Raw genomic sequence first — 22,611 nt, 5'->3', positions numbered from 1 at the left:
ACTAGGAGCTTATTCAGAGAGTCTGAGAGCTGATTTTGAAACGGAAGGCGTTGGAATACGAGAATGCAAGTCCAAAAATGCCGTTTTTTTGTGTTGTTATTGCCAGCGTTATATCTCTTGTACGGGATTTCGCTTGCACTACAATTTGGGAATAACGCAGATTTAATCAATACCATTGCAAATAGTTGCTTACTTTTTTTAGCAACCATCATACTAACCAACATGGCGAGACTAAAGAATTGGATAGACTTTATATGGTTTTGCGTTTTTATTCTATATATAATTATCTTATTACACCTTGTGGCTTACATAGCTGTTGGGGATTTCGTAAACAGTACTTATACTGGGAATTTCCATATTCAAAAAGAAATGATTAACTTAATACCTTTTACCACCATAGAAAATACATTTCAGCAAACATTACCAACGATGCCTACTATTATTCAAATTTTAGGGAATGTTTTATTGTTATGTCCACTGTCTTTCTTCATGCTTTACTTTAAAATAACAAGCACTGCGGGAAAAACATTATTAGTCATATTCTTAACATCTTGCGGCATCGAACTACTTCAATTTGCGCAAACAACGATGATTACAGGATTTGAAAGTATATCGCTACCACCAAAGCGTTCTACAGATATAGATGATATCATTTTAAATACGTTAAGTGGATTAATAGGCATTCTACTAGCTTATGCTGTACCATCTGTTAGAAAACGAATCAATAAAAGAAGATGAATGGAAATCGTTAAGGAGACTCTGTTATGAAAGAAAAATTAATGCAAGCCTATGCCTGGTTTCAAAAAAATAGTACCGTCGTAAAAATCGTTTTTATTACTTTTGTGATGGCATTTGTTATTTTTGAAATTATTAATATTGCGACGGGAATTGACTATCCATCGCTAAAAGAAAATTTAACTTCTCAAAGTCCAGAACAAATATTTATTATGTTTATTGTTGGCTTAATTGCTGTCACTCCAATGCTATTGTATGATTATGTCATCGTTAAGTTGTTGCCTGGAAAGTTTTCCCCAAGTCATGTGATTGCCTCTGGTTGGATTACGAATACATTTACTAATATTGGTGGTTTTGGTGGCGTATTAGGTGCCAGTTTAAGAGCAAGTTTTTACGGAAAAAATGCATCTCATAAAGAAATATTACTCGCTATTTCTAAGATTGCTTTATTTTTAGTATCTGGTTTATCGATTTACTGTTTAGTATCATTAGCCACTTTACTCATTCCAGGATTTGCAAATCATTTTGTTAATTACTGGCCATGGCTTCTTGCGGGTGGTCTTTACTTCCCAATCTTATTTACAATAACGAAATGGAAAAGTAAGTCACTTTTTGTTGATTTACCTATCAAAAGAGAATTAACGTTAATTATCGCCTCTCTTTTGGAGTGGGGCTTCGCTTTTGGATGTTTCGCGATTATTGGTACATTGATGGGAGAACCAGTCGATATCTTCAAAGTGTTCCCATTATTTGTTATCGCTTCGGTAATTGGGATTGCTTCGATGGTACCTGGTGGAGTAGGGACATTTGACGTCGTGATGATTCTGGGACTTAGCCAATTAGGCGTTTCTCAAGAATTAGCGCTCGCTTGGATGCTATTTTACCGAATTTTCTACTATATTATTCCCTTTGTAGTGGGATTACTTTTCTTCGTCCAAAAAGCTGGTAAAAAAGTAAATGACTTTCTTGAAGGGTTACCGCTATTATTTTTACAAAAAGTGGCTCATCGCTTCTTAGTTATTTTTGTTTACGGTTCCGGATTATTGTTGATTTTATCTTCCGCCGTTCCAAACGCCATTTACCATGTGCCTTTCTTATACAAAATTATGCCGTTTAATTTCTTATTCACTTCCCAAATTACCATCGTTGCATTTGGCTTTTTACTACTGGGACTTGCGAGAGGAATTGAATGTAAAACAAAGAAAGCGTATATTATTACAGTAATTGTTCTAGGTTGCGCGATTTTCAACACACTTGCTCGCGTATTTTCGATGAAGCAGGCGATCTTTTTAGGAATTGTGCTATTATGTTTATTCTTAGCTCGAAACGAATTTTACCGAGAAAAACTAGTTTATACATGGAGTAAAGTAATTATTGATAGCATTATTTTCATCGTATGTCTAGCAGGTTACATTGTTATTGGTATTTACAACTCACCAAATATCAAACATTCCAAAGAAATTCCTGACTATTTACGCATTGCCTCAGAACATTTATGGTTAGTTGGTTTTGTTGGCGTATTTATTGCTGTTGTTAGTTTAGTCATTATTTATATTTATTTATCCACAACAAAAGAAAAATTAGGTTCTCCATTTGAAGCTGTCAAAGTACGTGAACATTTAGCGAAATGGGGCGGAAATGAAGTCAGTCATACGATGTTCTTACGAGATAAACTACTTTTTTGGGCGGCTAATGGAGAAGTACTTTTCTCTTACCGAATCATTGCGGACAAAATGGTCATCATGGGCGAACCAACTGGGAATATGGACAAAATGGAAGCAGCGATTGAAGAGGTTATGATGAACGCTGACAGATTTGGCTATCGACCTGTTTTCTATGAAGTTCGAGGCACGATGATTCCATATTTACATGATCACGGATTTGACTTTATCAAGCTTGGAGAGGAAGGTTTTGTAGACGTTCAAAACTTTACAATGAGTGGTAAAAAGAAAAAAGGTGAGCGTGCTCTCATGAATAAATTAGAACGAGAAGGTTATACTTTTGAAATAATAGAACCACCATTCAATCACGAGACTTGGACAACTTTACGAGCAGTTTCTGATGAGTGGCTAGATGGAAGAGAAGAAAAAGGTTTCTCATTAGGATTCTTCGATACGTATTATCTCGAACAAGCTCCGATTGCTATCGCTAAAAACGGAGAAGGTACTGTCGTTGGATTTGCTTCGATGATGCCGTCATATACAGAAGAGATGACTTCGATTGACCTAATGCGTTACTCTAAAGAAGCACCATCAGGTATTATGGATTTCCTTTTCATTAATCTATTCGAAAAAGCTAAAGAAGACGGCTTCCAAACATTTAATGCCGGTATGGCGCCGCTTGCCAATGTTGGAGAAAGTAAATATGCTTTCCTAGGTGAACGATTAGCCGGACTGGTATACCGCTATAGTCAAGGTTTTTACGGCTTCAAAGGATTGCGTAATTTTAAATCCAAATATGTTACAGAATGGGAACAAAAATTTGTTGCCTTTAGAAAAAGAAGTTCTATTGCTTTCACCATGTTACAATTAATGATTCTTGTTGGTAAAAAAAGACCACTTGCAAATAGTCAAGTAGTCCTTGATTTCCCGCTTGAAGAAGAAACAAAAAAACCAGATTCTGAGTAAAATCAGAATCTGGTTTTTTATCAATCTAACAAGTCATCTAAAGCTTCTTGTAACGTTTCAAAGCGAAATTCAAAATGGTTACTCATCAGTTTTTCCGGATAAGCACGTTGACTGTCCAAAATAGTCATGGCACGTTCACCTAGAATGAATTTAATAATTTTTTTAGGCACAGGAGTTTTATACGGTTTATGCATTTTTTTTCCAAGGCGTTCAGCAAATTTCTTTTCTTGAACAGGATGAGGGGCTGTAAAATTAACAACACCGTTTATTTGTTCGTGGTCAAAAATAAATAAGATTGCCGCCACAACATCATCCACATGAATCCAAGAATACCATTGTCTGCCGTTACCAAAGCGTCCCCCTGTATAAGTTTGGAATAATTTTTCGAAAACAGGGAACGAGCCAGCATCAGTCCCAAGTACAAGACCAAAGCGAGCATAAACAACACGAATACCCAAATCACTTGCCGCACTCGCTGTTTTTTCCCATTCATAGACTGTTTTTCCTAAGAAGTTATCTGCGTAATTATTTTCTTCTGTATCGAGATAAATCGTTGACTTGGAGGAAGTGTAGGCTCCAATTGCACTTGCATTAATCCACAATTTTGGTTTTGATTTCATTTTTTTCACAATCGATAAGAGTGCTGAAGTAGCTTCGATGCGGCTATTTACAATCACTTTCTTTCTATCGTAAGTCCATTTTTCATCCATCAAACCAGCACCAGCAAAATTAATACAAACATCCACTGGTAAATCTTCTAAATTCGGCAATTTATCTTCATTTAACCATTCAATATAGTGTACATTTGCGCGGTTTTTTAGCTTTTGTCTTGTTAAAATATAAAGCTCGTGATCAGATTTTTCTAATTCATGCACTAAATGATCACCAATAAAACCTGTTGCGCCTGTAAGTAAGATATGCAATTTTATCACCTCTTCATTGTCCTAACTAGTTTATTCCCTTTTTAGTAGTATTAAAACCATTTTTTGCGGTATGATAGATAGGAGAAGGAGGCGGATTATGAAAATCACGTCCATAAGTGTCCAGCAGAAAAACAAAGAACGCTACAACATTTTTATTGATGAAAAATACAACTTTAGCGTAGACGAAGAGGTTTTAGCCCGCTACCAGCTGATGAAAGGTAAAGTTCTAACCGAGGCCGAAATAGAAGAAATTAAGCAAGCTGATATGGTTCGAAAAGGGCTAAATAAAGCCATCAACTTCTTATCCCACCGTGTTCGCTCGGAAAAAGAAATTCGCGATTATTTAAGAAAGCAAGAAATGGAAGCTTTTGCAATTGACGAGATTTTAAAAAAATTAGCCGACATGGATTATATTAATGATCTCGAATTTGCGGAACTGTATACGAAAACGCAAATCAAAACAACCCTAAAAGGTCCGCGGACCATTGAACGCGAACTAGTCGAAAAAGGACTAACTAGAGAAATAATTACTCAAGTTATCGAAGAATATTCGGATGAAGCTCAGCTAGAAAATGCCACCAAACAAGCAATAAAAATTATGAAGCGAAATAACAAAAGCGCCAAAAAAATGCTTCAACAAAAAATTATCACGGATTTAATCCAAAAAGGCTATACGAGCGAACTAGCCAAAGTAGCCGCTACTGAAGCAACGAGTGAATTGGATGTGGCGGACGAAGCAGAAATTTTACAAAAGCAAATCGAAAAAACAATGCGTAAAAATAAACGCTACAAACCAAGCATTGCCAAACAAAAAACAATCACATCGCTAATGCAGAAAGGTTTTTCTTATGATACAATTCAATCATACCTAACTGAAAATGAAATCAGTTTCGAGGAGGAAGAGTGAATTGTATACGTATTTAGATGAACTAACAGCGGAATTAATGACTAAAAATCCGCATTTAGATAAAGAGCAAGCCTTGTGGTGGATTGAAATGCTTTGGTCAGATTTTGAAAGTTCATATGCTAAAGCAGGTTACCCGTATCGTGGTCCAGAGTACGCGGCAGATTATGTCCGTCAGCAAATCAAGCGCCACGGCAGTTTTTTACACCAAGTAGAACGAAAAGACCCAAACAAATAGGAGTGAACGAATTGAAAGTAAGAGGATTTGAAGTAGTAAATGAAGCAAGCAGAAAATTTCCGGAACAAACAATATCTTTACCAATACGCGGGGACAAAGGTTCGGCCGGCTATGATTTCTTCTCTAATGAAACAGTAACCATCTTACCAGGAGAAAAACACATTTTTTGGACAGATATTAAAAGTTATATGCAGGAAGAGGAGGTTTTGAATATCTATGTCCGTTCTTCCATTGGTATAAAGAAAGGTTTACTTCTGTGTAACGGTACAGGAATTATTGATTCTTCTTATTATAGTAATCCAGGTAATGATGGCAATATTGGGATTGCCATTAAAAACTTCTCCAATGAAGCAGTAGCTATTGAAGCGGGGGAACGTGTTGCTCAAGGCGTATTTCAAAAATACTTAGTTGCAGATACAGATATTATCGCAAACGAATCCCGTGTTGGTGGGGTAGGAAGTACAGGCAGATAAAAAAAGACCCGGGATTCCGGGTCTTTTTTTAAATACTAACAGGTGCTAGTTTTTTGTATAATTTTTCTGTGGAGAAAATCCAACCAGTGTAAGATGAAACAATTTTTAAATCATCATCTAATTTCACCACTGCTACAAATGGATAATGTCCATTGCTACGATAACGTAAATCGGTAAATGTTACATAAGTCCCATCTAGCTTTTCCTCAATGCGCCAGTTGTAAACTTTGGAGAATGAGATAAAAGCAGCTAGATTTTTATCTTTTTTCGCAGAACGGATGATTTCATTATCCGGAACAGGTAATCGGTCAAATTTTTCGTAGATAGAGATGTTGCGTTTGAAAGCTCGACCTACATAGTAATGATCTTTGGTTGTTACCGCCACACGCCACTGGAAGAAGTGGATGGTGGAAGCAATAATGATTTCTTCTGAATCTGGAATTAAGTTTTGAACCGCATGTTTAATCATTCGTTGTGTAACAAATCTCGCCACATAATAAAGTGCCAAAATGACGTAGAGTGTTACAAATGTAGCTAATACAGGAGAACCTAACAACCAAGCCGCAATAGCCACAACATGAGAACCGAAAATGAACCAATCAAAGGTATTGATAAATCCAAATGCGACCCATGTTTCTTTAAACGGTCTGACTGCTTGTGTCCCGTAAGCATTAAAAATATCTACAAAAATGTGTAATCCCACCGCGATAAACGTCCATAACAGTAAATGAATAAATGTTGCTGCTGGGAAAAGTAAATACAAAACAGATGAAATAAGTAATGGCCAAATTGCAAGCATCGGCAAGGAATGTGTTATTCCTCGGTGATTTCTAATATAATCAGCGTTGTTTTTTAATTTTAGTACAGTGTCAATATCTGGAATTTGTGAACCAATAATTGTTGCTGTCATAATACCAATGGCAGCTTGAGAACTTCCGGCAACTACCGGGTCTACGGTTGCTAACGCTCCGAGTGCAATTCCCATTACTACATGTGTGCCAGTATCCAATGACTTTGCCTCCTCTAAAATCGGTCTTAAAAAATACAAGTGGTGCTGCCTGTAAGAGCACAACACTATTCAATCAAGCCAGCATTCGGTATAATAGAAATCGGCTTAAGAATGGGTATACTATTTTATTCCCTGTCTACATTATACTACACATCCGGAGCAACACACATTAGAAATCTATTAGAATTACGAGGGGAAAATGAGAAAAATGAAGAGACTAACTTGGGATGAAACAAAGATAACTGCTTTTCAAGAAGCACTCGTTTCCTGGTATGAAGCGAATAAGCGCGTCTTACCGTGGCGCGAAAATACCGATCCTTACAGAATTTGGGTCTCAGAAATCATGCTTCAACAAACAAAAGTCGACACAGTAATTCCTTATTTTAATCGCTTTATGACTCAATTTCCGACGATGGAAGATTTTGTCCAAGCGGATGAAGCGGATATTTTAAAAGCGTGGGAAGGCTTAGGCTATTATTCTCGTGTCAGAAACCTCCAAACAGCCATGAAGCAAGTGATGGCCGATTTTTCTGGAGAAGTTCCTACCGACTTAACCACTATTTTATCGCTTAAAGGTGTGGGACCGTATACAGCCGGAGCTATCTTGAGTATTGCCTACAACCAAGCTGAACCAGCAGTGGATGGCAATGTTATGCGTGTCATCGCCCGCGTTTTAGAAATTAGTGAAGACATCATGAAAGTGTCCACCCGGAAAATTTTTGAAGAAGTGTTATATCAACTAATTGACAAAGAAAATCCAGCCGCTTTCAACCAAGGTTTAATGGAAATTGGTGCGCTTGTTTGTACACCAACAAAACCAATGTGTATGCTTTGTCCGCTCCAACCGTTTTGCGAAGCGCATAAAAATGGCGTTGAAACGAATTATCCAGTAAAAATAAAAAAAGTGAAAACGAAAACCAAAGAACTATTAAGCATCATTGTTATTTCAGAGGACGGAAAAATTGCCATAGAGAAACGACCAGAAAATGGTTTGCTTGCAAATATGTGGCAATTTCCTACTATTGAAATTTCGAAAAAAGAAAATGAGGAAGTAGCTAAACTACAATTTTTACATAATTATGGCTTAGACGTTTTACTAGAAGACGAACCAATTGCGCATATCAAACACGTTTTTTCTCATTTAGTATGGAAAATGGACATTCGTGTGGCAAAACTTCAGTCAGCAATTCCAAATGAAAATTGGTATTTTGCAACAGAAGAAGAAATGAAGCGACTTGCTTTTCCAGTACCATATCAAAAAATGTGGCAAGCGTGGAAAGATTTTAAGGGGGAATAACAAATGAACAGAGTGGCATTAGTAACAGGAAGTAGTAGAGGACTTGGAAGAGAAATAGCCATCGCACTTGCAAATGAAGGCTATGATATCGCTGTTAATTTTTCCAGAAATCGCAAAAAAGCAGAAGAAGTACAACAAGAAATTGAACAATTAGGAAGAAAATGCGTTATTTTTAAAGCAAATGTTGGTGACGTGGAAAAAATTAGAGACTTATTTAAAGCTGTAGATGAGGAATTCGGCCGATTAGATATTTTTATTAACAATGCAGCAAGTGGTGTCCTTCGACCATTGATGGAGTTAGAGGAATCACATTGGGATTGGACAATGAATATTAACGCAAAAGCGCTGTTGTTTGCAGGTCAAGAAGCAGCTAAATTAATGCAACGCCATCAAAGCGGGAAAATCATCAGCTTAAGCTCGATTGGCTCGATTCGTTATTTAGAAAATTACACAACAGTTGGCGTTTCAAAAGCGGCGATAGAATCACTTACTCGGTATTTAGCAGTTGAACTTGCACCTTTTGGCATTGCAGTTAATGCTGTTTCTGGCGGCTTAATTGAAACAGACGCACTAAATCACTTTCCCAATCGTGAAGAATTGTTAAAAGATGCTATAAGTAAAACACCAGCGGGTCGAATGATTGAGCCCAATGACTTAGTAAATGCCGTATTATTCCTTGCGAGCGAAAAAGCAGATATGATTCGCGGGCAAACTATTTTAGTAGATGGCGGCAGAACACTTTTAGTATAGTAAAACAAAATAGGTAAAAATTAGCTATTTTATGTAAAAAAAGTTCTTTTTTGAGGAAAATATTCCGTTTCAGCACGATATTGTTTTTTTGCAGTCTTGCCTTATGTTATAATAATAATGATTTTGATAGTACATGAGGAAAGTAGGATAAAGGATGTACTTACCCAAAGAGAAAGAAATAATACAAATCAAGAGCTACAAACATAACGGAAAACTTCATCGTACTTGGAAAAAGACAGTGGTGCTTAAATCTACGGAGAATATTATTATCGGCGGAAACGACCACACATTAGTTGTGGAAGCAGACGGACGTAAATGGGTAACGCGCGAACCATCTATCTGCTATTTTCATAGTGATTACTGGTTTAATGTAATTTCCATGATTAGAGAAGACGGCATTTATCATTACTGCAATCTAGGGACACCATTTGCAGTAGATGAACAAGCGCTTAAGTACATTGACTATGACCTCGATATTAAGGTTTTCCCAGATGGAAGGTTTCATTTGCTTGATGAGGGCGAATACGAACAACACCGTCGCCAAATGAAGTACCCAGACTCAATTGACCGGATACTTCGACATAATGTGGATGTGTTAAGCCACTGGATTTTGGACAAAAAAGGTCCGTTTTCCCCTGACTACATTGACATTTGGTATGAAAAGTACAAAGAATACCGTTAAAAAAACGAGCTTTGGAGTCTATCTCCAAGCTCGTTTTTTGTTTATTCTTCATTGACATTAATATCAATTTGGTTTTCTTTCGTGTGTCTGAGTTTAAAACTATGAATTAATTTTTCTAAATAGTCGATTGTCTCTTGGTAAGCAAAAACAGAGGCAATAATACGCATTAAATGGTATTTATCCATCATATCCTCATACTCATCTTTTTCTGTTTCCCTCATCTCACGCAAGAAAAGCTGCATCAAATCTTGGGGATCCTGTGCTAAATGCGACTCTACATATTCAAGATCAATCGAAACTTTATCGATGTATGTCAGTAAAAGTTGTTCATGTTTATCCGTTAAGTAATCGATATGTTGTCTGATTAACTCTTGCTTATCTGGAGGCAGTTGCAAATAATCATTTTCATAGCGATGTTGGATTTTTAAAAGCTCAAAACCTTTTTGAGAACAAAGCAACATTTGCCTATATACAGCAATTTTCCGCCCTTTTGAAATGGCATTTTTCTTTAAAAAAGTACGCTCTTCTCTGTATAAACCATATAAGTTACGCGTTTGATTTAACTGTTTTTGCATCCACTCCATATCTTTTTTTAGAAGAGGGAAGTCCGCAGCATGACGCAAGTTTAATTTAATCCAACGAACGATTTCACTATTCGTATTATAAATTAACTGAAACAATGAAACTTCATATTTCGGTGGTAAAAAGAATAGATTGACAATAAATGCCGCAAGTAAACCTAACATAATTGTCCCAAAACGAATAAGTGCGATTTCTAAAAAGTCATTACCAGGAGAATCCATTACAATAATGAGTGTCACGACTGCAAGGCCAATCGTATTCTCCAAGCGGAATTGCATTAATAAAGCAACACAGATAATCGAAGCGACACCAATTAAAATAAAATCATTACCAATATAAAGTCCAAAAATAATTGCAATGATGGCTCCAATTACGTTCCCTTGCGCCCGTTCTAAAATAGTTCGATAGGACCTATAAATAGAAGGTTGGATAGCAAAAACGGCGGAAATGCCTGCCAGAGATGGAGAAGGTGAATTGCAAAGTTGAGCGATAAAAAGCGCCAATGTGATTGCAATACCAGTTTTCAAAATTCTAGCTCCGAATTTCATGGAAGGTTATTCCTTTCTATAGACTATTTGAGCGGGATTTTTAAGTTTTCCCGCTCATTCTTCTTCTATTATAACGTTTCTCACCAGTTTATAAAGTAATATTACCTAGTTATCTTGAACCATTTTTCCAAAAACAGTATCAACTGCTTGGATTGTTTCTAAAATATCAGCTTCCGAGTGTGCGGAAGTGATGAACCATGCTTCATATTTAGAAGGCGCCAAATTAATGCCTTCCTCTAGCATTCCTTTAAAGAAACGACCGAATAACTCGCCATTTGTAGCGCCAGCCTCAGCATAATTAGTCACAGGATCTTCCGTAAAGTAAACAGTTAGAGCACCGACAATTTGGTTAACCGTAACAGCAATGCCGTGTTTTAGCGCGGCTTTTTCAATGCCATCTTTCAGCATCGAGCCATATTTTTCAAAGCGCTCATACAGTCCTTCTTCTTGTAAAACTTCGAGACAAGCAATTCCTGAAAGAATAGATGCCGGATTCCCCGCATGCGTCCCAGCCTGATAAGCCGGTCCGAGTGGTGCTACTTTTTCCATGATATCAATCCGACCACCGTAAGCACCAATCGGAAGCCCGCCACCAATAATTTTACCCATAGCAGTCAAATCTGGAATAACACCTAAATAGTTCTGCGCGCCGCCGTACATAAAACGGAAAGCCGTAATAACTTCATCATAAATTACTAAAGAATCATTGGCATGTGCGAGTTCATTAACAGCTTCTAAAAAACCATCTTCTGGCGCAACCATTCCAAAATTCCCAACAATAGGTTCTACTAAAACAGCAGCAACTTGATCGCTCCAAACAGCTAATGCCTCTTTAAACGATGCAAGGTCATTAAAAGGTACAGTAATAACTTCTTCTGCGGTTGATTTCGTTACCCCAGCGGAGTCTGGAATGCCAAGCGTAGAAGGTCCAGAACCAGCTTCCACGAGTACTAAATCAAAGTGGCCGTGGTAACACCCAGCGAATTTAATGATTTTATCTCTGCCTGTATAAGCGCGAGCGACACGAATCGTTGTCATAACAGCTTCCGTCCCGGAATTTGTAAAACGGACCTTCTCAAGTGAAGGAATGGCCTCTTTTAACATTTTCGCAAAAGTGATTTCGTGTTTAGTAGGTGTTCCGTACAAAACACCATTTTGCGCAGCTTTTGTAATTGCTTCTGTAATATGAGGATGTGCATGTCCAGTAATGATTGGTCCAAACGCAGCTAAGTAGTCAATATACTTATTCCCATCCACATCATAAAAATAAGCGCCGCTAGCCCGTTCCATTGTTACAGGAATTCCGCCGCCAACCCCTTTATTTGACCTAGATGGGCTATTAACCCCGCCAACTATATGTAAAAGTGCTTCATCATGCAATTTTTTTGACATTGAATGATCCATTTCGTCATCTCCTCAAAATTTTAATACCTCTTATATTCTATGCGAAAAAATAAGATGCCGCAATCGAAAAAACAATTTAATTGCCGTTAAATGAAAAAAAGCATAAAATTAGTATATAGCTAAAGAGAGGAAGTGTGGCGCAAAATGAACATTTTATTTACATTAGATGTCCCAGAACATTTACAGACTTTGCAAGCAGAGAAATTTCCAGAGGATACTTTTTATTATGAGAGCAATGATCATTTTGCCAATTTAGCGGAGATAGATATCATCGTCACATACGGATCTAACATTACTGAAGCCAAAATTAAACAAGCAAGCAATTTAAAATTTATCATGGTTTTTTCTGCGGGAGTAGATAGTTTGCCGAGGGAAATAATTCAAGAAAAAAAAATTAAAGTTGCTAATGTACGCGGAATCCACGCTGTGCCAATGGGAGAATACGCGCTATCTTTCATGTTATCACACGTAAAAAAAGCCACTTTCTTCTATCAAATGCAAAAAGAAAAAAATTGGGCAAGTGAAGAACCAATAACAGAGTTAGCTGGAAAAACTTTGGTAGTAGCTGGAACTGGAGCCATTGGAGCAAAAGTGGCCGAGTTCGCTCAAGCATTTGATATGGAAATTATAGGTGTTAATACAACTGGACATCCTGTGAAGCCCTTTAGTAAAACATATGCCATGTCCGATATCGAAAAAGTGGCTCCATTAGCAGATTTTTTTGTTAGTGTTTTACCTCATACAGACAAAACAACAGCTATTTATTCCTTATCATTTTTCCGGAAAATGAAAGATAATGCAGTTTTTATCAATATAGGAAGAGGTAGCGCAGTTGAATTAAAGGTTTTAGAACAAGCATCAAAAGAGCAATTAATAAACCATTTTTATTTAGATGTTGTACCTGAAGAGCCACTTTCCGAAGACAATTATTTATGGGAAGCAAGTAACGTTACTATCACACCTCATGTATCTGGACATTCGGATAAATATTTAGAACGTAGCTTTAAGATTTGGTTTGAAAATATCAAACATCTAAAAGAAAATACCAAATTACGGAATGAAATTGATTTGAATAAAGGTTATTAAGCTATAAATTCTGCCATTCTATTGACAGTTAAGCGTTATTTCCGGTATTATAAAGATAATAATTATTTTTGGAAGGGAGTGCATGGCGGTGTCTAATGCAACTCTAAAAGAGGCAGTAGATGTCTTAAAGAAAACAGGAGTAAGAATCACTCCTCAGCGTCATGCTATACTTGAATTCTTAATTAACTCACATACACACCCAACCGCGGATGATATTTATCGGGCTTTAGAAGGAAACTTCCCTAACATGAGCGTAGCAACTGTATATAATAATTTACGCGTTTTCCGGGATGCTGGTCTAATTAAAGAATTATCCTATGGCGATGCATCTAGTCGATTTGATTTTTCTACATCTAATCATTACCACGCAATTTGTAATGTGTGTGGAAAAATAGTTGATTTTCAATATCCAGGTTTAGATGAAGTAGAACATTTCGCAGCACATATGACCGGATATGAAATAGATAATCACAGACTGGAAGTATATGGTATATGTCCAGCCTGTAAAGAAAAACAATCAAATAATTAATCAAAACACTTAGCCTAGCTAGGTGTTTTTTTGTGTTTTTTGCAATTTTTTTCATTTTTATTTAATTTTATGCATAATTCGGTTGACATATATCTCAAAACTTGATATATTAGTTTTCGGCGCTACGATAGCAGCGATTTAAATGAATTTTATTCATAAAATAAATTCAAAAAGTTGTTGACAGATAGTTGCTGAAATGATATGATTTAAAAGTCGCAAAAAACAAACGAAAACATTCGCATAACAAGCATGAAAGCGACTAACTGACCTTTGAAAACTGAACAAAGAAGAAGACGAAAAGCAATGAGACGTAAAGTCTCACTGGTAATCGCAGGGCAGAAAACAGAAAGCTGTTTTCAACAAAACAAACTAGTAATTTAATTGCTAGCGAAGTCAATTTGACGCAAGGAATCTTATTCACGGTGTTGAATAAGTATTCAAATTCAATTTATATTTTAAAGAGAGTTTGATCCTGGCTCAGGACGAACGCTGGCGGCGTGCCTAATACATGCAAGTCGAACGAACGGAGGAAGAGCTTGCTCTTCCAAAGTTAGTGGCGGACGGGTGAGTAACACGTGGGCAACCTGCCTGTAAGTTGGGGACAACTCCGGGAAACCGGGGCTAATACCGAATGATAAAGTGTGGCGCATGCCACGCTTTTGAAAGATGGTTTCGGCTATCGCTTACAGATGGGCCCGCGGTGCATTAGCTAGTTGGTAGGGTAATGGCCTACCAAGGCAACGATGCATAGCCGACCTGAGAGGGTGATCGGCCACACTGGGACTGAGACACGGCCCAGACTCCTACGGGAGGCAGCAGTAGGGAATCTTCCGCAATGGACGAAAGTCTGACGGAGCAACGCCGCGTGTATGAAGAAGGTTTTCGGATCGTAAAGTACTGTTGTTAGAGAAGAACAAGGATAAGAGTAACTGCTTGTCCCTTGACGGTATCTAACCAGAAAGCCACGGCTAACTACGTGCCAGCAGCCGCGGTAATACGTAGGTGGCAAGCGTTGTCCGGATTTATTGGGCGTAAAGCGCGCGCAGGCGGTCTTTTAAGTCTGATGTGAAAGCCCCCGGCTTAACCGGGGAGGGTCATTGGAAACTGGAAGACTGGAGTGCAGAAGAGGAGAGTGGAATTCCACGTGTAGCGGTGAAATGCGTAGATATGTGGAGGAACACCAGTGGCGAAGGCGACTCTCTGGTCTGTAACTGACGCTGAGGCGCGAAAGCGTGGGGAGCAAACAGGATTAGATACCCTGGTAGTCCACGCCGTAAACGATGAGTGCTAAGTGTTAGGGGGTTTCCGCCCCTTAGTGCTGCAGCTAACGCATTAAGCACTCCGCCTGGGGAGTACGACCGCAAGGTTGAAACTCAAAGGAATTGACGGGGGCCCGCACAAGCGGTGGAGCATGTGGTTTAATTCGAAGCAACGCGAAGAACCTTACCAGGTCTTGACATCCTTTGACCACTCTGGAGACAGAGCTTTCCCTTCGGGGACAAAGTGACAGGTGGTGCATGGTTGTCGTCAGCTCGTGTCGTGAGATGTTGGGTTAAGTCCCGCAACGAGCGCAACCCTTGATTTTAGTTGCCAGCATTTAGTTGGGCACTCTAAAGTGACTGCCGGTGCAAGCCGGAGGAAGGTGGGGATGACGTCAAATCATCATGCCCCTTATGACCTGGGCTACACACGTGCTACAATGGATAGTACAAAGGGTCGCGAAGCCGCGAGGTGGAGCTAATCCCATAAAACTATTCTCAGTTCGGATTGTAGGCTGCAACTCGCCTACATGAAGCCGGAATCGCTAGTAATCGTGGATCAGCATGCCACGGTGAATACGTTCCCGGGCCTTGTACACACCGCCCGTCACACCACGAGAGTTTGTAACACCCGAAGTCGGTAGGGTAACCTTTATGGAGCCAGCCGCCGAAGGTGGGACAGATAATTGGGGTGAAGTCGTAACAAGGTAGCCGTATCGGAAGGTGCGGCTGGATCACCTCCTTTCTAAGGAAAAGGAAACCTGTGAGTTTTCGTTCTTCTCTATTTGTTCAGTTTTGAGAGGTTAGTACTTCTCAGTATGTTTGTTCTTTGAAAACTAGATAAGAAAGTTAGTAAAGTTAGCATAGATAATTTATTATTTATGACACAAGTAACCGAGAATCATCTGAAAGTGAATCTTTCATCTGATTGGAAGTATCATCGCTGATACGGAAAATCAGAAAAACAACCTTTACTTCGTAGAAGTAAATTGGTTAAGTTAGAAAGGGCGCACGGTGGATGCCTTGGCACTAGGAGCCGAAGAAGGACGGGACTAACACCGATATGCTTTGGGGAGCTGTACGTAAGCGTTGATCCAGAGATTTCCGAATGGGGGAACCCACTATCTTTAGTCGGATAGTATCCTTACGTGAATACATAGCGTGAGGAAGGCAGACCCAGGGAACTGAAACATCTAAGTACCTGGAGGAAGAGAAAGAAAAATCGATTTCCTGAGTAGCGGCGAGCGAAACGGAAAGAGCCCAAACCAAGAAGCTTGCTTCTTGGGGTTGTAGGACACTCTATACGGAGTTACAAAAGAAAGTTATAAATGAAGCGGTCTGGAAAGGCCCGCCAAAGACGGTAACAGCCCGGTAGTTGAAATGGCTTTCCCTCCAGAGTGGATCCTGAGTACGGCGGAACACGTGAAATTCCGTCGGAATCCGGGAGGACCATCTCCCAAGGCTAAATACTCCCTAGTGACCGATAGTGAACCAGTACCGTGAGGGAAAGGTGAAAAGCACCCCGGAAGGGGAGTGAAACAGTTCCTGAAACCGTGTGCCTACAAGTAGTTAGAGCCCGTTAATGGGTGATAGCGTGCCTTTTGTAGAATGAACCGGCGAGTTACGATTTGTTGCAAGGTTAAGCGGAAAAAGCGGAGCCGTAGCGAAAGCGAGTCTGAATAGGGCGCATAAGTAACAGGTCGTAGACCCGAAACCAGGTGATCTACCCATGTCCAGGATGAAGGTAAGGTAATACTTAGTGGAGGTCCGAACCCACGCACGTTGAAAAGTGCGGGGATGAGGTGTGGGTAGCGGAGAAATTCCAATCGAACTTGGAGATAGCTGGTTCTCTCCGAAATAGCTTTAGGGCTAGCCTCGAGGTAAAGAGTCATGGAGGTAGAGCACTGTTTGGACTAGGGGCCCTTCTCGGGTTACCGAATTCAGATAAACTCCGAATGCCATGTACTTATACTCGGGAGTCAGACTGCGAGTGATAAGATCCGTAGTCGAAAGGGAAACAGCCCAGACCACCAGTTAAGGTCCCCAAATATATGTTAAGTGGAAAAGGATGTGGGGTTGCTTAGACAACCAGGATGTTGGCTTAGAAGCAGCCACCATTGAAAGAGTGCGTAATAGCTCACTGGTCGAGTGACCCCGCGCCGAATATGTACCGGGGCTAAACATATTACCGAAACTGTGGATGAACCTCTTTAGAGGTTCGTGGTAGGAGAGCGTTCTAAGGGCGGTGAAGTCAGACCGGAAGGACTGGTGGAGCGCTTAGAAGTGAGAATGCCGGTATGAGTAGCGAAAGAAGGGTGAGAATCCCTTCCACCGAATATCTAAGGTTTCCTGAGGAAGGCTCGTCCGCTCAGGGTTAGTCGGGACCTAAGCCGAGGCCGATAGGCGTAGGCGATGGACAACAGGTAGAGATTCCTGTACCAGTGCTAATTGTTTAACCGATGGGGTGACACAGAAGGATAGGGAATCGCACGAATGGAAATGTGCGTCCAAGCAGTGAGTGTGAGAAGTAGGCAAATCCGCTTCTCGCGAAGCATGAGCTGTGATGGGGAAGGAAATTAAGTACGGAAGTTCCTGATTTCACGCTGTCAAGAAAAGCCTCTAGGAAGAGTAGTACTGCCCGTACCGCAAACCGACACAGGTAGATGAGGAGAGAATCCTAAGGTGAGCGAGAGAACTCTCGTTAAGGAACTCGGCAAAATGACCCCGTAACTTCGGGAGAAGGGGTGCTCTATTAGGGTGCAAGCCCGAGAGAGCCGCAGTGAATAGGCCCAGGCGACTGTTTAGCAAAAACACAGGTCTCTGCAAAACCGTAAGGTGACGTATAGGGGCTGACGCCTGCCCGGTGCTGGAAGGTTAAGAGGAGTGCTTAGCTTCGGCGAAGGTACGAATTGAAGCCCCAGTAAACGGCGGCCGTAACTATAACGGTCCTAAGGTAGCGAAATTCCTTGTCGGGTAAGTTCCGACCCGCACGAAAGGCGCAACGATCTGGGCACTGTCTCAACGAGAGACTCGGTGAAATTATAGTACCTGTGAAGATGCAGGTTACCCGCGACAGGACGGAAAGACCCCGTGGAGCTCTACTGCAACCTGATATGGAATGTTTGTACCGCTTGTACAGGATAGGTAGGAGCCGAAGAGACGTGTGCGCTAGCATACGAGGAGGCAATGGTGGGATACTACCCTGGCTGTATGACATTCTAACCCGCCACGCTTAGCGCGTGGGGAGACAGTGTCAGGTGGGCAGTTTGACTGGGGCGGTCGCCTCCTAAAGAGTAACGGAGGCGCCCAAAGGTTCCCTCAGAATGGATGGAAATCATTCGCAGAGTGTAAAGGCACAAGGGAGCTTGACTGCGAGACTGACAAGTCGAGCAGGGACGAAAGTCGGGCTTAGTGATCCGGTGGTTCCGCATGGAAGGGCCATCGCTCAACGGATAAAAGCTACCCCGGGGATAACAGGCTTATCTCCCCCAAGAGTCCACATCGACGGGGAGGTTTGGCACCTCGATGTCGGCTCGTCGCATCCTGGGGCTGTAGTCGGTCCCAAGGGTTGGGCTGTTCGCCCATTAAAGCGGCACGCGAGCTGGGTTCAGAACGTCGTGAGACAGTTCGGTCCCTATCCGTCGCGGGCGCAGGAAATTTGAGAGGAGCTGTCCTTAGTACGAGAGGACCGGGATGGACACACCGCTGGTGTACCAGTTGTTCCGCCAGGAGCATCGCTGGGTAGCTATGTGTGGCAGGGATAAACGCTGAAAGCATCTAAGCGTGAAGCCCCCCTCAAGATGAGATTTCCCATTTCTTCGGAAAGTAAGATCCCTGAAAGATGATCAGGTAGATAGGTTTGGAGTGGAAGTGTAGCGATACATGGAGCGGACAAATACTAATCGATCGAGGACTTAACCAAAAAATGAAACGAAGTTACCTAACTGAACCCTTTCTTCTCTAGTTTGAGAGAGCAATCTTTCAACAACTTAAATATTGTCTGGTAGTTATGGCGAGAAGGTCACACCCGTTCCCATCCCGAACACGGTAGTTAAGCTTCTCTGCGCCAATGGTAGTTGGGGGCTTCCCCCTGCGAGAGTAGGTCGCTGCCGGGCAGTATTTCTGGAGGTTTAGCTCAGCTGGGAGAGCATCTGCCTTACAAGCAGAGGGTCAGCGGTTCGATCCCGTTAACCTCCATTTTTTATGCCGGCTTAGCTCAGTTGGTAGAGCAACTGATTTGTAATCAGTAGGTCGCGAGTTCGACTCTTGCAGCCGGCACCATTAATATTAACTTTATGATAATACATATTTTTATTGTAGAGAGCCGTTAGCTCAGTTGGTAGAGCATCTGACTTTTAATCAGAGGGTCGCTGGTTCGAACCCAGCACGGCTCACTTTTGCGGGTGTGGCGGAATTGGCAGACGCACCAGATTTAGGATCTGGCGCCGCGAGGCGTGGGGGTTCAAGTCCCTTCACCCGCACTTATTATGGAATATGCGGAAGTAGTTCAGTGGTAGAACATCACCTTGCCAAGGTGGGGGTCGCGGGTTCGAACCCCGTCTTCCGCTCCATATTTTATAGCAACGCCGGGGTGGCGGAACTGGCAGACGCACAGGACTTAAAATCCTGCGGATAGTGATATCCGTACCGGTTCGATTCCGGTCCTCGGCACTTTTATTTGCGCCCATAGCTCAACTGGATAGAGTACTTGACTACGAATCAAGCGGTTAGAGGTTCGACTCCTCTTGGGCGCACTTTATTAAACGGGAAGTAGCTCAGCTTGGTAGAGCACTTGGTTTGGGACCAAGGGGTCGCAGGTTCGAATCCTGTCTTCCCGATAGTTTAATCCCTTATTATTATGGGGCCTTAGCTCAGCTGGGAGAGCGCCTGCTTTGCACGCAGGAGGTCAGCGGTTCGATCCCGCTAGGCTCCACTTGCTTCACATTTAAGTAGAAAATAGTTGCCTTATTATTATGGCGGTGTAGCTCAGCTGGCTAGAGCATTCGGTTCATACCCGAAAGGTCGTGGGTTCGACTCCCTCCGCCGCTATTTTCAATCTTGGACCTTTAGCTCAGTTGGTTAGAGCAGACGGCTCATAACCGTCCGGTCGCAGGTTCGAGTCCTGCAAGGTCCACTTGTCACTTTATTATTATCATGGAGGAATACCCAAGTCTGGCTGAAGGGATCGGTCTTGAAAACCGACAGGCGGGTAATACCGCGCGGGGGTTCGAATCCCTCTTCCTCCGTTTTTCACTTGTGATATGTGGACTAAAATTTAATATTATTGTCGCGGGGTGGAGCAGTCTGGTAGCTCGTCGGGCTCATAACCCGAAGGTCGTAGGTTCAAATCCTGCCCCCGCAATAGTGGTTCCGTGGTGTAGGGGTTAACATGCCTGCCTGTCACGCAGGAGATCGCGGGTTCAAATCCCGTCGGGACCGCCATTATGGCTTGGTAGCTCAGTTGGTAGAGCACTTGATTGAAGCTCAAGGTGTCGGCAGTTCGATTCTGTCCCAAGCCATTCTTTTTTTAAACATTTTTGCCTTATGGCGGATATGGCGAAGTGGTTAACGCACCTGATTGTGGTTCAGGCATTCGTGGGTTCGATTCCCATTATCCGCCCTTTGTTTTTAAAAATTATATTATGCGGGTGTAGTTTAGTGGTAAAACTACAGCCTTCCAAGCTGTTGTCGTGGGTTCGATTCCCATCACCCGCTTTTTACCATGAATATAGTTTTACTGGGGCCTATAGCTCAGCTGGTTAGAGCGCACGCCTGATAAGCGTGAGGTCGATGGTTCGAGTCCATTTAGGCCCATTTTATTCCACAGTAGCTCAGTTGGTAGAGCAATCGGCTGTTAACCGATCGGTCGCAGGTTCGAGTCCTGCCTGTGGAGTTATTCTTTCAATAAGAATAAGTTTTTTATATCTGGGGAAGTACTCAAGTGGCTGAAGAGGCGCCCCTGCTAAGGGTGTAGGTCGCTCGCGCGGCGCGAGGGTTCAAATCCCTCCTTCTCCGCCAGATATGGCCCGTTGGTCAAGCGGTTAAGACACCGCCCTTTCACGGCGGTAACACGGGTTCGAATCCCGTACGGGTCATCCTAAAGAACAATGTCAATTTGTGACATTGTTTTTTTATTTAGTAAAGTTTTGGAGGTATCTAATGGGGGCTAAAGGGAAGTTTTGGATTTTGACGATGGTTGTTGCCATTTCAGGATTGTCACAGGGGGTTTTATTACCTCTTATTGCGATAATATTAGAAGAGAAAGGTATAAGTGCAGGAATTAATGGGTTTCATGCTACGGGAATCTATTTAGGAGTTTTACTTATTTCTCCATTTATTGAGGCCCCACTTCATAAATATGGTTATAAGCCGATTATTTTAGTTGGGGGAGGACTAGTTGCGGTTTCGATTTTGGCTTTTCCAATTTGGTTTAATTTATATTTTTGGTTTATATTAAGGTTGCTTATTGGTGTGGGGGATCATATGTTACATTTTTCTTCGCAGACTTGGATTGGGGCGATGAGTGATCCAAGTAAACGTGGCCGGAATATGGCTATTTATGGGTTGTTTTTCTCATTAGGATTTGCGATTGGGCCACAATTGGTTAATTTGGCAAAAATAAATGCGAACTTGCCTTTCTTTTTATCTGGAATTTTAGTTTTGATAGCTTGGGGACTCGTTTGGTTTGTTCGTAATGACTTTGTTGCTGAAAAGGCTGTAATTCGAAAAATATCTTTTTGGGGTAGTTTGAAACGTTTTTCGGATGTATTTAAATTGGCTTGGGTAGCGATGATTCCACCGTTTTTATATGGAATTTTGGAGACTGGACTTAATGCGACTTTTCCGGTTGTTGGGTTGCGCGATGGGCTCGATACGATGATGATAGCGATGGTTATTTCTTCTTTTTCGGTAGGGACGATTATTTTTCAGGTGCCTATTGGGATTGTTAGTGATAAGTTTGGACGAGGAAAAGTTTTACCTCTTTTGACGGGAGCAGGAGCAGTTGTTTTTATGTTGACAGCATTTGTTAAGATACCAGTTTTATATGTGGTTTTCTTCTTTGTTTTGGGGATTTTACTTGGATCTTTATACTCGCTTGGATTATCTTATATGACGGATTTAACGCCACTTGAATTGCTTCCGGCTGGGAATATTTTGGTTGGCATGTGCTTCAGTTTGGGGAGCATTATTGGGCCGAGCGCGACTGGAATGATGATCGGGATTTTTGGAAATCAAATATTTTATTTTGTAGTAGCCGGAATCCTTGTGCTTGGCTGTTTGTTGCTAGTATTTGGAGCTCGGAAAGATGCACTTGAAAAGAAAATGGGAAATTAATGATTGACAGTTTTTAGGTGCAAGTGGTATGATGATTTCAATCCAATTTAAGTGATTAAAAAAAACTAAATAAATTACTCTTATTATGAGTGGTAGAGGGACTGGCCCGTTGAAACCCAGCAACCTTTCAATTCGTTGAAAAGGTGCTAAATCCTGCGAAGTGTGATGCTTCGAGAGATAAGAGAGACTTAAAAAGTTTCACTGTATTTGTGTATCGAAACTTCCAAACC

15 protein-coding genes, 21 tRNA genes, 3 rRNA genes and 1 riboswitch are annotated in these 22,611 nt (G+C 41.2%); of the genes, 35 read left to right on the top strand and 4 right to left on the bottom strand.

Going from position 1 to position 22,611, the window contains the following annotated elements; genetic code table 11:
• Window positions 1-63: 63 nt before the first annotated feature.
• Window positions 64-738 (top strand): VanZ family protein, encoded by a 675-nt coding sequence (locus LMOATCC19117_RS08685; protein WP_003728259.1) that lies wholly within the window; start codon window positions 64-66, stop codon window positions 736-738.
• Window positions 739-764: 26 nt separating this feature from the next.
• Window positions 765-3,362: a bifunctional lysylphosphatidylglycerol flippase/synthetase MprF gene (gene mprF, locus LMOATCC19117_RS08680; protein WP_003728260.1), complete on the top strand. Its 2,598-nt coding sequence runs from the start codon at window positions 765-767 to the stop codon at window positions 3,360-3,362.
• A gap of 20 nt (window positions 3,363-3,382) precedes the next feature.
• Here mprF and LMOATCC19117_RS08675 read toward each other — a convergent pair whose 3' ends face one another.
• Window positions 3,383-4,285, bottom strand: coding sequence for a TIGR01777 family oxidoreductase (locus LMOATCC19117_RS08675; RefSeq protein WP_003734660.1), 903 nt, complete (start codon window positions 4,283-4,285; stop codon window positions 3,383-3,385).
• Between the two features lie 97 nt (window positions 4,286-4,382).
• On the opposite strand from LMOATCC19117_RS08675, the gene recX reads away from it, so the two are divergent.
• Genes recX through LMOATCC19117_RS08660 form a run of 3 tightly spaced genes read left to right on the top strand, consistent with a single transcriptional unit; the run spans window position 4,383 to window position 5,900 of the window.
• The gene (gene recX / locus LMOATCC19117_RS08670; RefSeq protein ID WP_003726282.1) at window positions 4,383-5,192 is read left to right on the top strand and encodes a recombination regulator RecX; all 810 of its coding nucleotides are present in this window, start codon (window positions 4,383-4,385) and stop codon (window positions 5,190-5,192) included.
• 1 nt (window position 5,193) lies between these two features.
• Entirely contained in the window at window positions 5,194-5,427 is a 234-nt protein-coding gene (locus LMOATCC19117_RS08665) for a YfhJ family protein (RefSeq protein WP_003734661.1), read from the top strand.
• An 11-nt stretch (window positions 5,428-5,438) separates the two neighbouring features.
• A complete protein-coding gene (locus LMOATCC19117_RS08660; RefSeq protein ID WP_003742351.1) occupies window positions 5,439-5,900 on the top strand; it encodes a dUTPase in 462 nt (153 codons plus the stop codon).
• Window positions 5,901-5,928: 28 nt separating this feature from the next.
• Here LMOATCC19117_RS08660 and LMOATCC19117_RS08655 read toward each other — a convergent pair whose 3' ends face one another.
• The gene (locus LMOATCC19117_RS08655) at window positions 5,929-6,909 is read right to left on the bottom strand and encodes a metal-dependent hydrolase (protein ID WP_003728262.1); all 981 of its coding nucleotides are present in this window, start codon (window positions 6,907-6,909) and stop codon (window positions 5,929-5,931) included.
• A gap of 199 nt (window positions 6,910-7,108) precedes the next feature.
• Between LMOATCC19117_RS08655 and mutY the strand changes: the two genes are divergently transcribed.
• The 3 genes from mutY to LMOATCC19117_RS08640 all read left to right on the top strand — a co-directional run bounded on the left by mutY (window position 7,109) and on the right by LMOATCC19117_RS08640 (window position 9,638).
• Complete coding sequence (mutY, locus tag LMOATCC19117_RS08650) at window positions 7,109-8,206, top strand: A/G-specific adenine glycosylase (protein ID WP_003744162.1); 1,098 nt, start codon at window positions 7,109-7,111, stop codon at window positions 8,204-8,206.
• A 3-nt stretch (window positions 8,207-8,209) separates the two neighbouring features.
• A complete protein-coding gene (fabL, locus tag LMOATCC19117_RS08645) occupies window positions 8,210-8,956 on the top strand; it encodes an enoyl-[acyl-carrier-protein] reductase FabL (protein ID WP_003734663.1) in 747 nt (248 codons plus the stop codon).
• A gap of 154 nt (window positions 8,957-9,110) precedes the next feature.
• Complete coding sequence (locus tag LMOATCC19117_RS08640; RefSeq protein WP_003723875.1) at window positions 9,111-9,638, top strand: DUF402 domain-containing protein; 528 nt, start codon at window positions 9,111-9,113, stop codon at window positions 9,636-9,638.
• Window positions 9,639-9,679: 41 nt separating this feature from the next.
• On the opposite strand, the gene LMOATCC19117_RS08635 is transcribed toward LMOATCC19117_RS08640, so the two are convergent.
• A complete protein-coding gene (locus tag LMOATCC19117_RS08635; protein ID WP_003723874.1) occupies window positions 9,680-10,768 on the bottom strand; it encodes an aromatic acid exporter family protein in 1,089 nt (362 codons plus the stop codon).
• Window positions 10,769-10,873: 105 nt separating this feature from the next.
• Entirely contained in the window at window positions 10,874-12,172 is a 1,299-nt protein-coding gene (locus LMOATCC19117_RS08630) for a glutamate-1-semialdehyde 2,1-aminomutase (RefSeq protein WP_003734664.1), read from the bottom strand.
• 144 nt (window positions 12,173-12,316) lie between these two features.
• On the opposite strand from LMOATCC19117_RS08630, the gene LMOATCC19117_RS08625 reads away from it, so the two are divergent.
• The 27 genes from LMOATCC19117_RS08625 to LMOATCC19117_RS08495 all read left to right on the top strand — a co-directional run bounded on the left by LMOATCC19117_RS08625 (window position 12,317) and on the right by LMOATCC19117_RS08495 (window position 22,381).
• The gene (locus LMOATCC19117_RS08625; RefSeq protein WP_003734665.1) at window positions 12,317-13,258 is read left to right on the top strand and encodes an NAD(P)-dependent oxidoreductase; all 942 of its coding nucleotides are present in this window, start codon (window positions 12,317-12,319) and stop codon (window positions 13,256-13,258) included.
• 82 nt (window positions 13,259-13,340) lie between these two features.
• Window positions 13,341-13,787, top strand: a complete 447-nt coding sequence (gene perR, locus LMOATCC19117_RS08620; RefSeq protein ID WP_003726274.1) for a peroxide-responsive transcriptional repressor PerR — start codon at window positions 13,341-13,343, stop codon at window positions 13,785-13,787.
• A gap of 454 nt (window positions 13,788-14,241) precedes the next feature.
• Window positions 14,242-15,791: ribosomal RNA gene (locus LMOATCC19117_RS08615) — 16S ribosomal RNA — on the top strand.
• Window positions 15,792-16,037: 246 nt separating this feature from the next.
• Window positions 16,038-18,968, top strand: a 23S ribosomal RNA gene (locus LMOATCC19117_RS08610).
• A 77-nt stretch (window positions 18,969-19,045) separates the two neighbouring features.
• A 5S ribosomal RNA gene (rrf, locus tag LMOATCC19117_RS08605) occupies window positions 19,046-19,161 on the top strand.
• The 16S, 23S and 5S rRNA genes sit together here with 21 tRNA genes alongside, the layout of an rRNA operon.
• A 9-nt stretch (window positions 19,162-19,170) precedes the next feature.
• Window positions 19,171-19,243 (top strand) — tRNA-Val (locus tag LMOATCC19117_RS08600).
• An 8-nt stretch (window positions 19,244-19,251) separates the two neighbouring features.
• A tRNA-Thr gene (locus tag LMOATCC19117_RS08595) sits at window positions 19,252-19,327 on the top strand.
• 40 nt (window positions 19,328-19,367) lie between these two features.
• A tRNA-Lys gene (locus LMOATCC19117_RS08590) sits at window positions 19,368-19,440 on the top strand.
• 5 nt (window positions 19,441-19,445) lie between these two features.
• Window positions 19,446-19,527: transfer RNA gene (locus LMOATCC19117_RS08585), tRNA-Leu, on the top strand.
• A gap of 15 nt (window positions 19,528-19,542) precedes the next feature.
• Window positions 19,543-19,617 (top strand) — tRNA-Gly (locus LMOATCC19117_RS08580).
• 14 nt (window positions 19,618-19,631) lie between these two features.
• Window positions 19,632-19,717 (top strand) — tRNA-Leu (locus LMOATCC19117_RS08575).
• 9 nt (window positions 19,718-19,726) lie between these two features.
• Window positions 19,727-19,800 (top strand) — tRNA-Arg (locus tag LMOATCC19117_RS08570).
• Between the two features lie 10 nt (window positions 19,801-19,810).
• A tRNA-Pro gene (locus tag LMOATCC19117_RS08565) sits at window positions 19,811-19,884 on the top strand.
• A gap of 22 nt (window positions 19,885-19,906) precedes the next feature.
• Window positions 19,907-19,979: transfer RNA gene (locus LMOATCC19117_RS08560), tRNA-Ala, on the top strand.
• Window positions 19,980-20,021: 42 nt separating this feature from the next.
• Window positions 20,022-20,095 (top strand) — tRNA-Met (locus tag LMOATCC19117_RS08555).
• Between the two features lie 11 nt (window positions 20,096-20,106).
• A tRNA-Ile gene (locus LMOATCC19117_RS08550) sits at window positions 20,107-20,180 on the top strand.
• A 22-nt stretch (window positions 20,181-20,202) separates the two neighbouring features.
• A tRNA-Ser gene (locus LMOATCC19117_RS08545) sits at window positions 20,203-20,292 on the top strand.
• 42 nt (window positions 20,293-20,334) lie between these two features.
• Window positions 20,335-20,408: transfer RNA gene (locus LMOATCC19117_RS08540), tRNA-Met, on the top strand.
• A gap of 4 nt (window positions 20,409-20,412) precedes the next feature.
• Window positions 20,413-20,488, top strand: a tRNA-Asp gene (locus LMOATCC19117_RS08535).
• A 4-nt stretch (window positions 20,489-20,492) separates the two neighbouring features.
• Window positions 20,493-20,565: transfer RNA gene (locus LMOATCC19117_RS08530), tRNA-Phe, on the top strand.
• 28 nt (window positions 20,566-20,593) lie between these two features.
• Window positions 20,594-20,666: transfer RNA gene (locus LMOATCC19117_RS08525), tRNA-His, on the top strand.
• A 24-nt stretch (window positions 20,667-20,690) separates the two neighbouring features.
• Window positions 20,691-20,761, top strand: a tRNA-Gly gene (locus tag LMOATCC19117_RS08520).
• 25 nt (window positions 20,762-20,786) lie between these two features.
• A tRNA-Ile gene (locus tag LMOATCC19117_RS08515) sits at window positions 20,787-20,860 on the top strand.
• Window positions 20,861-20,866: 6 nt separating this feature from the next.
• Window positions 20,867-20,939, top strand: a tRNA-Asn gene (locus LMOATCC19117_RS08510).
• A 34-nt stretch (window positions 20,940-20,973) separates the two neighbouring features.
• Window positions 20,974-21,064: transfer RNA gene (locus LMOATCC19117_RS08505), tRNA-Ser, on the top strand.
• A gap of 5 nt (window positions 21,065-21,069) precedes the next feature.
• Window positions 21,070-21,141, top strand: a tRNA-Glu gene (locus LMOATCC19117_RS08500).
• A gap of 64 nt (window positions 21,142-21,205) precedes the next feature.
• Window positions 21,206-22,381, top strand: a complete 1,176-nt coding sequence (locus LMOATCC19117_RS08495) for an MFS transporter (protein WP_003726097.1) — start codon at window positions 21,206-21,208, stop codon at window positions 22,379-22,381.
• A gap of 77 nt (window positions 22,382-22,458) precedes the next feature.
• Window positions 22,459-22,565: riboswitch (SAM riboswitch) on the top strand.
• Window positions 22,566-22,611: the final 46 nt, after the last annotated feature.

Source organism: Listeria monocytogenes ATCC 19117 (genome assembly GCF_000307025.1).
Taxonomy (GTDB): domain Bacteria; phylum Bacillota; class Bacilli; order Lactobacillales; family Listeriaceae; genus Listeria; species Listeria monocytogenes_B.
This window is presented reverse-complemented; position numbering and strand designations above follow the sequence as displayed.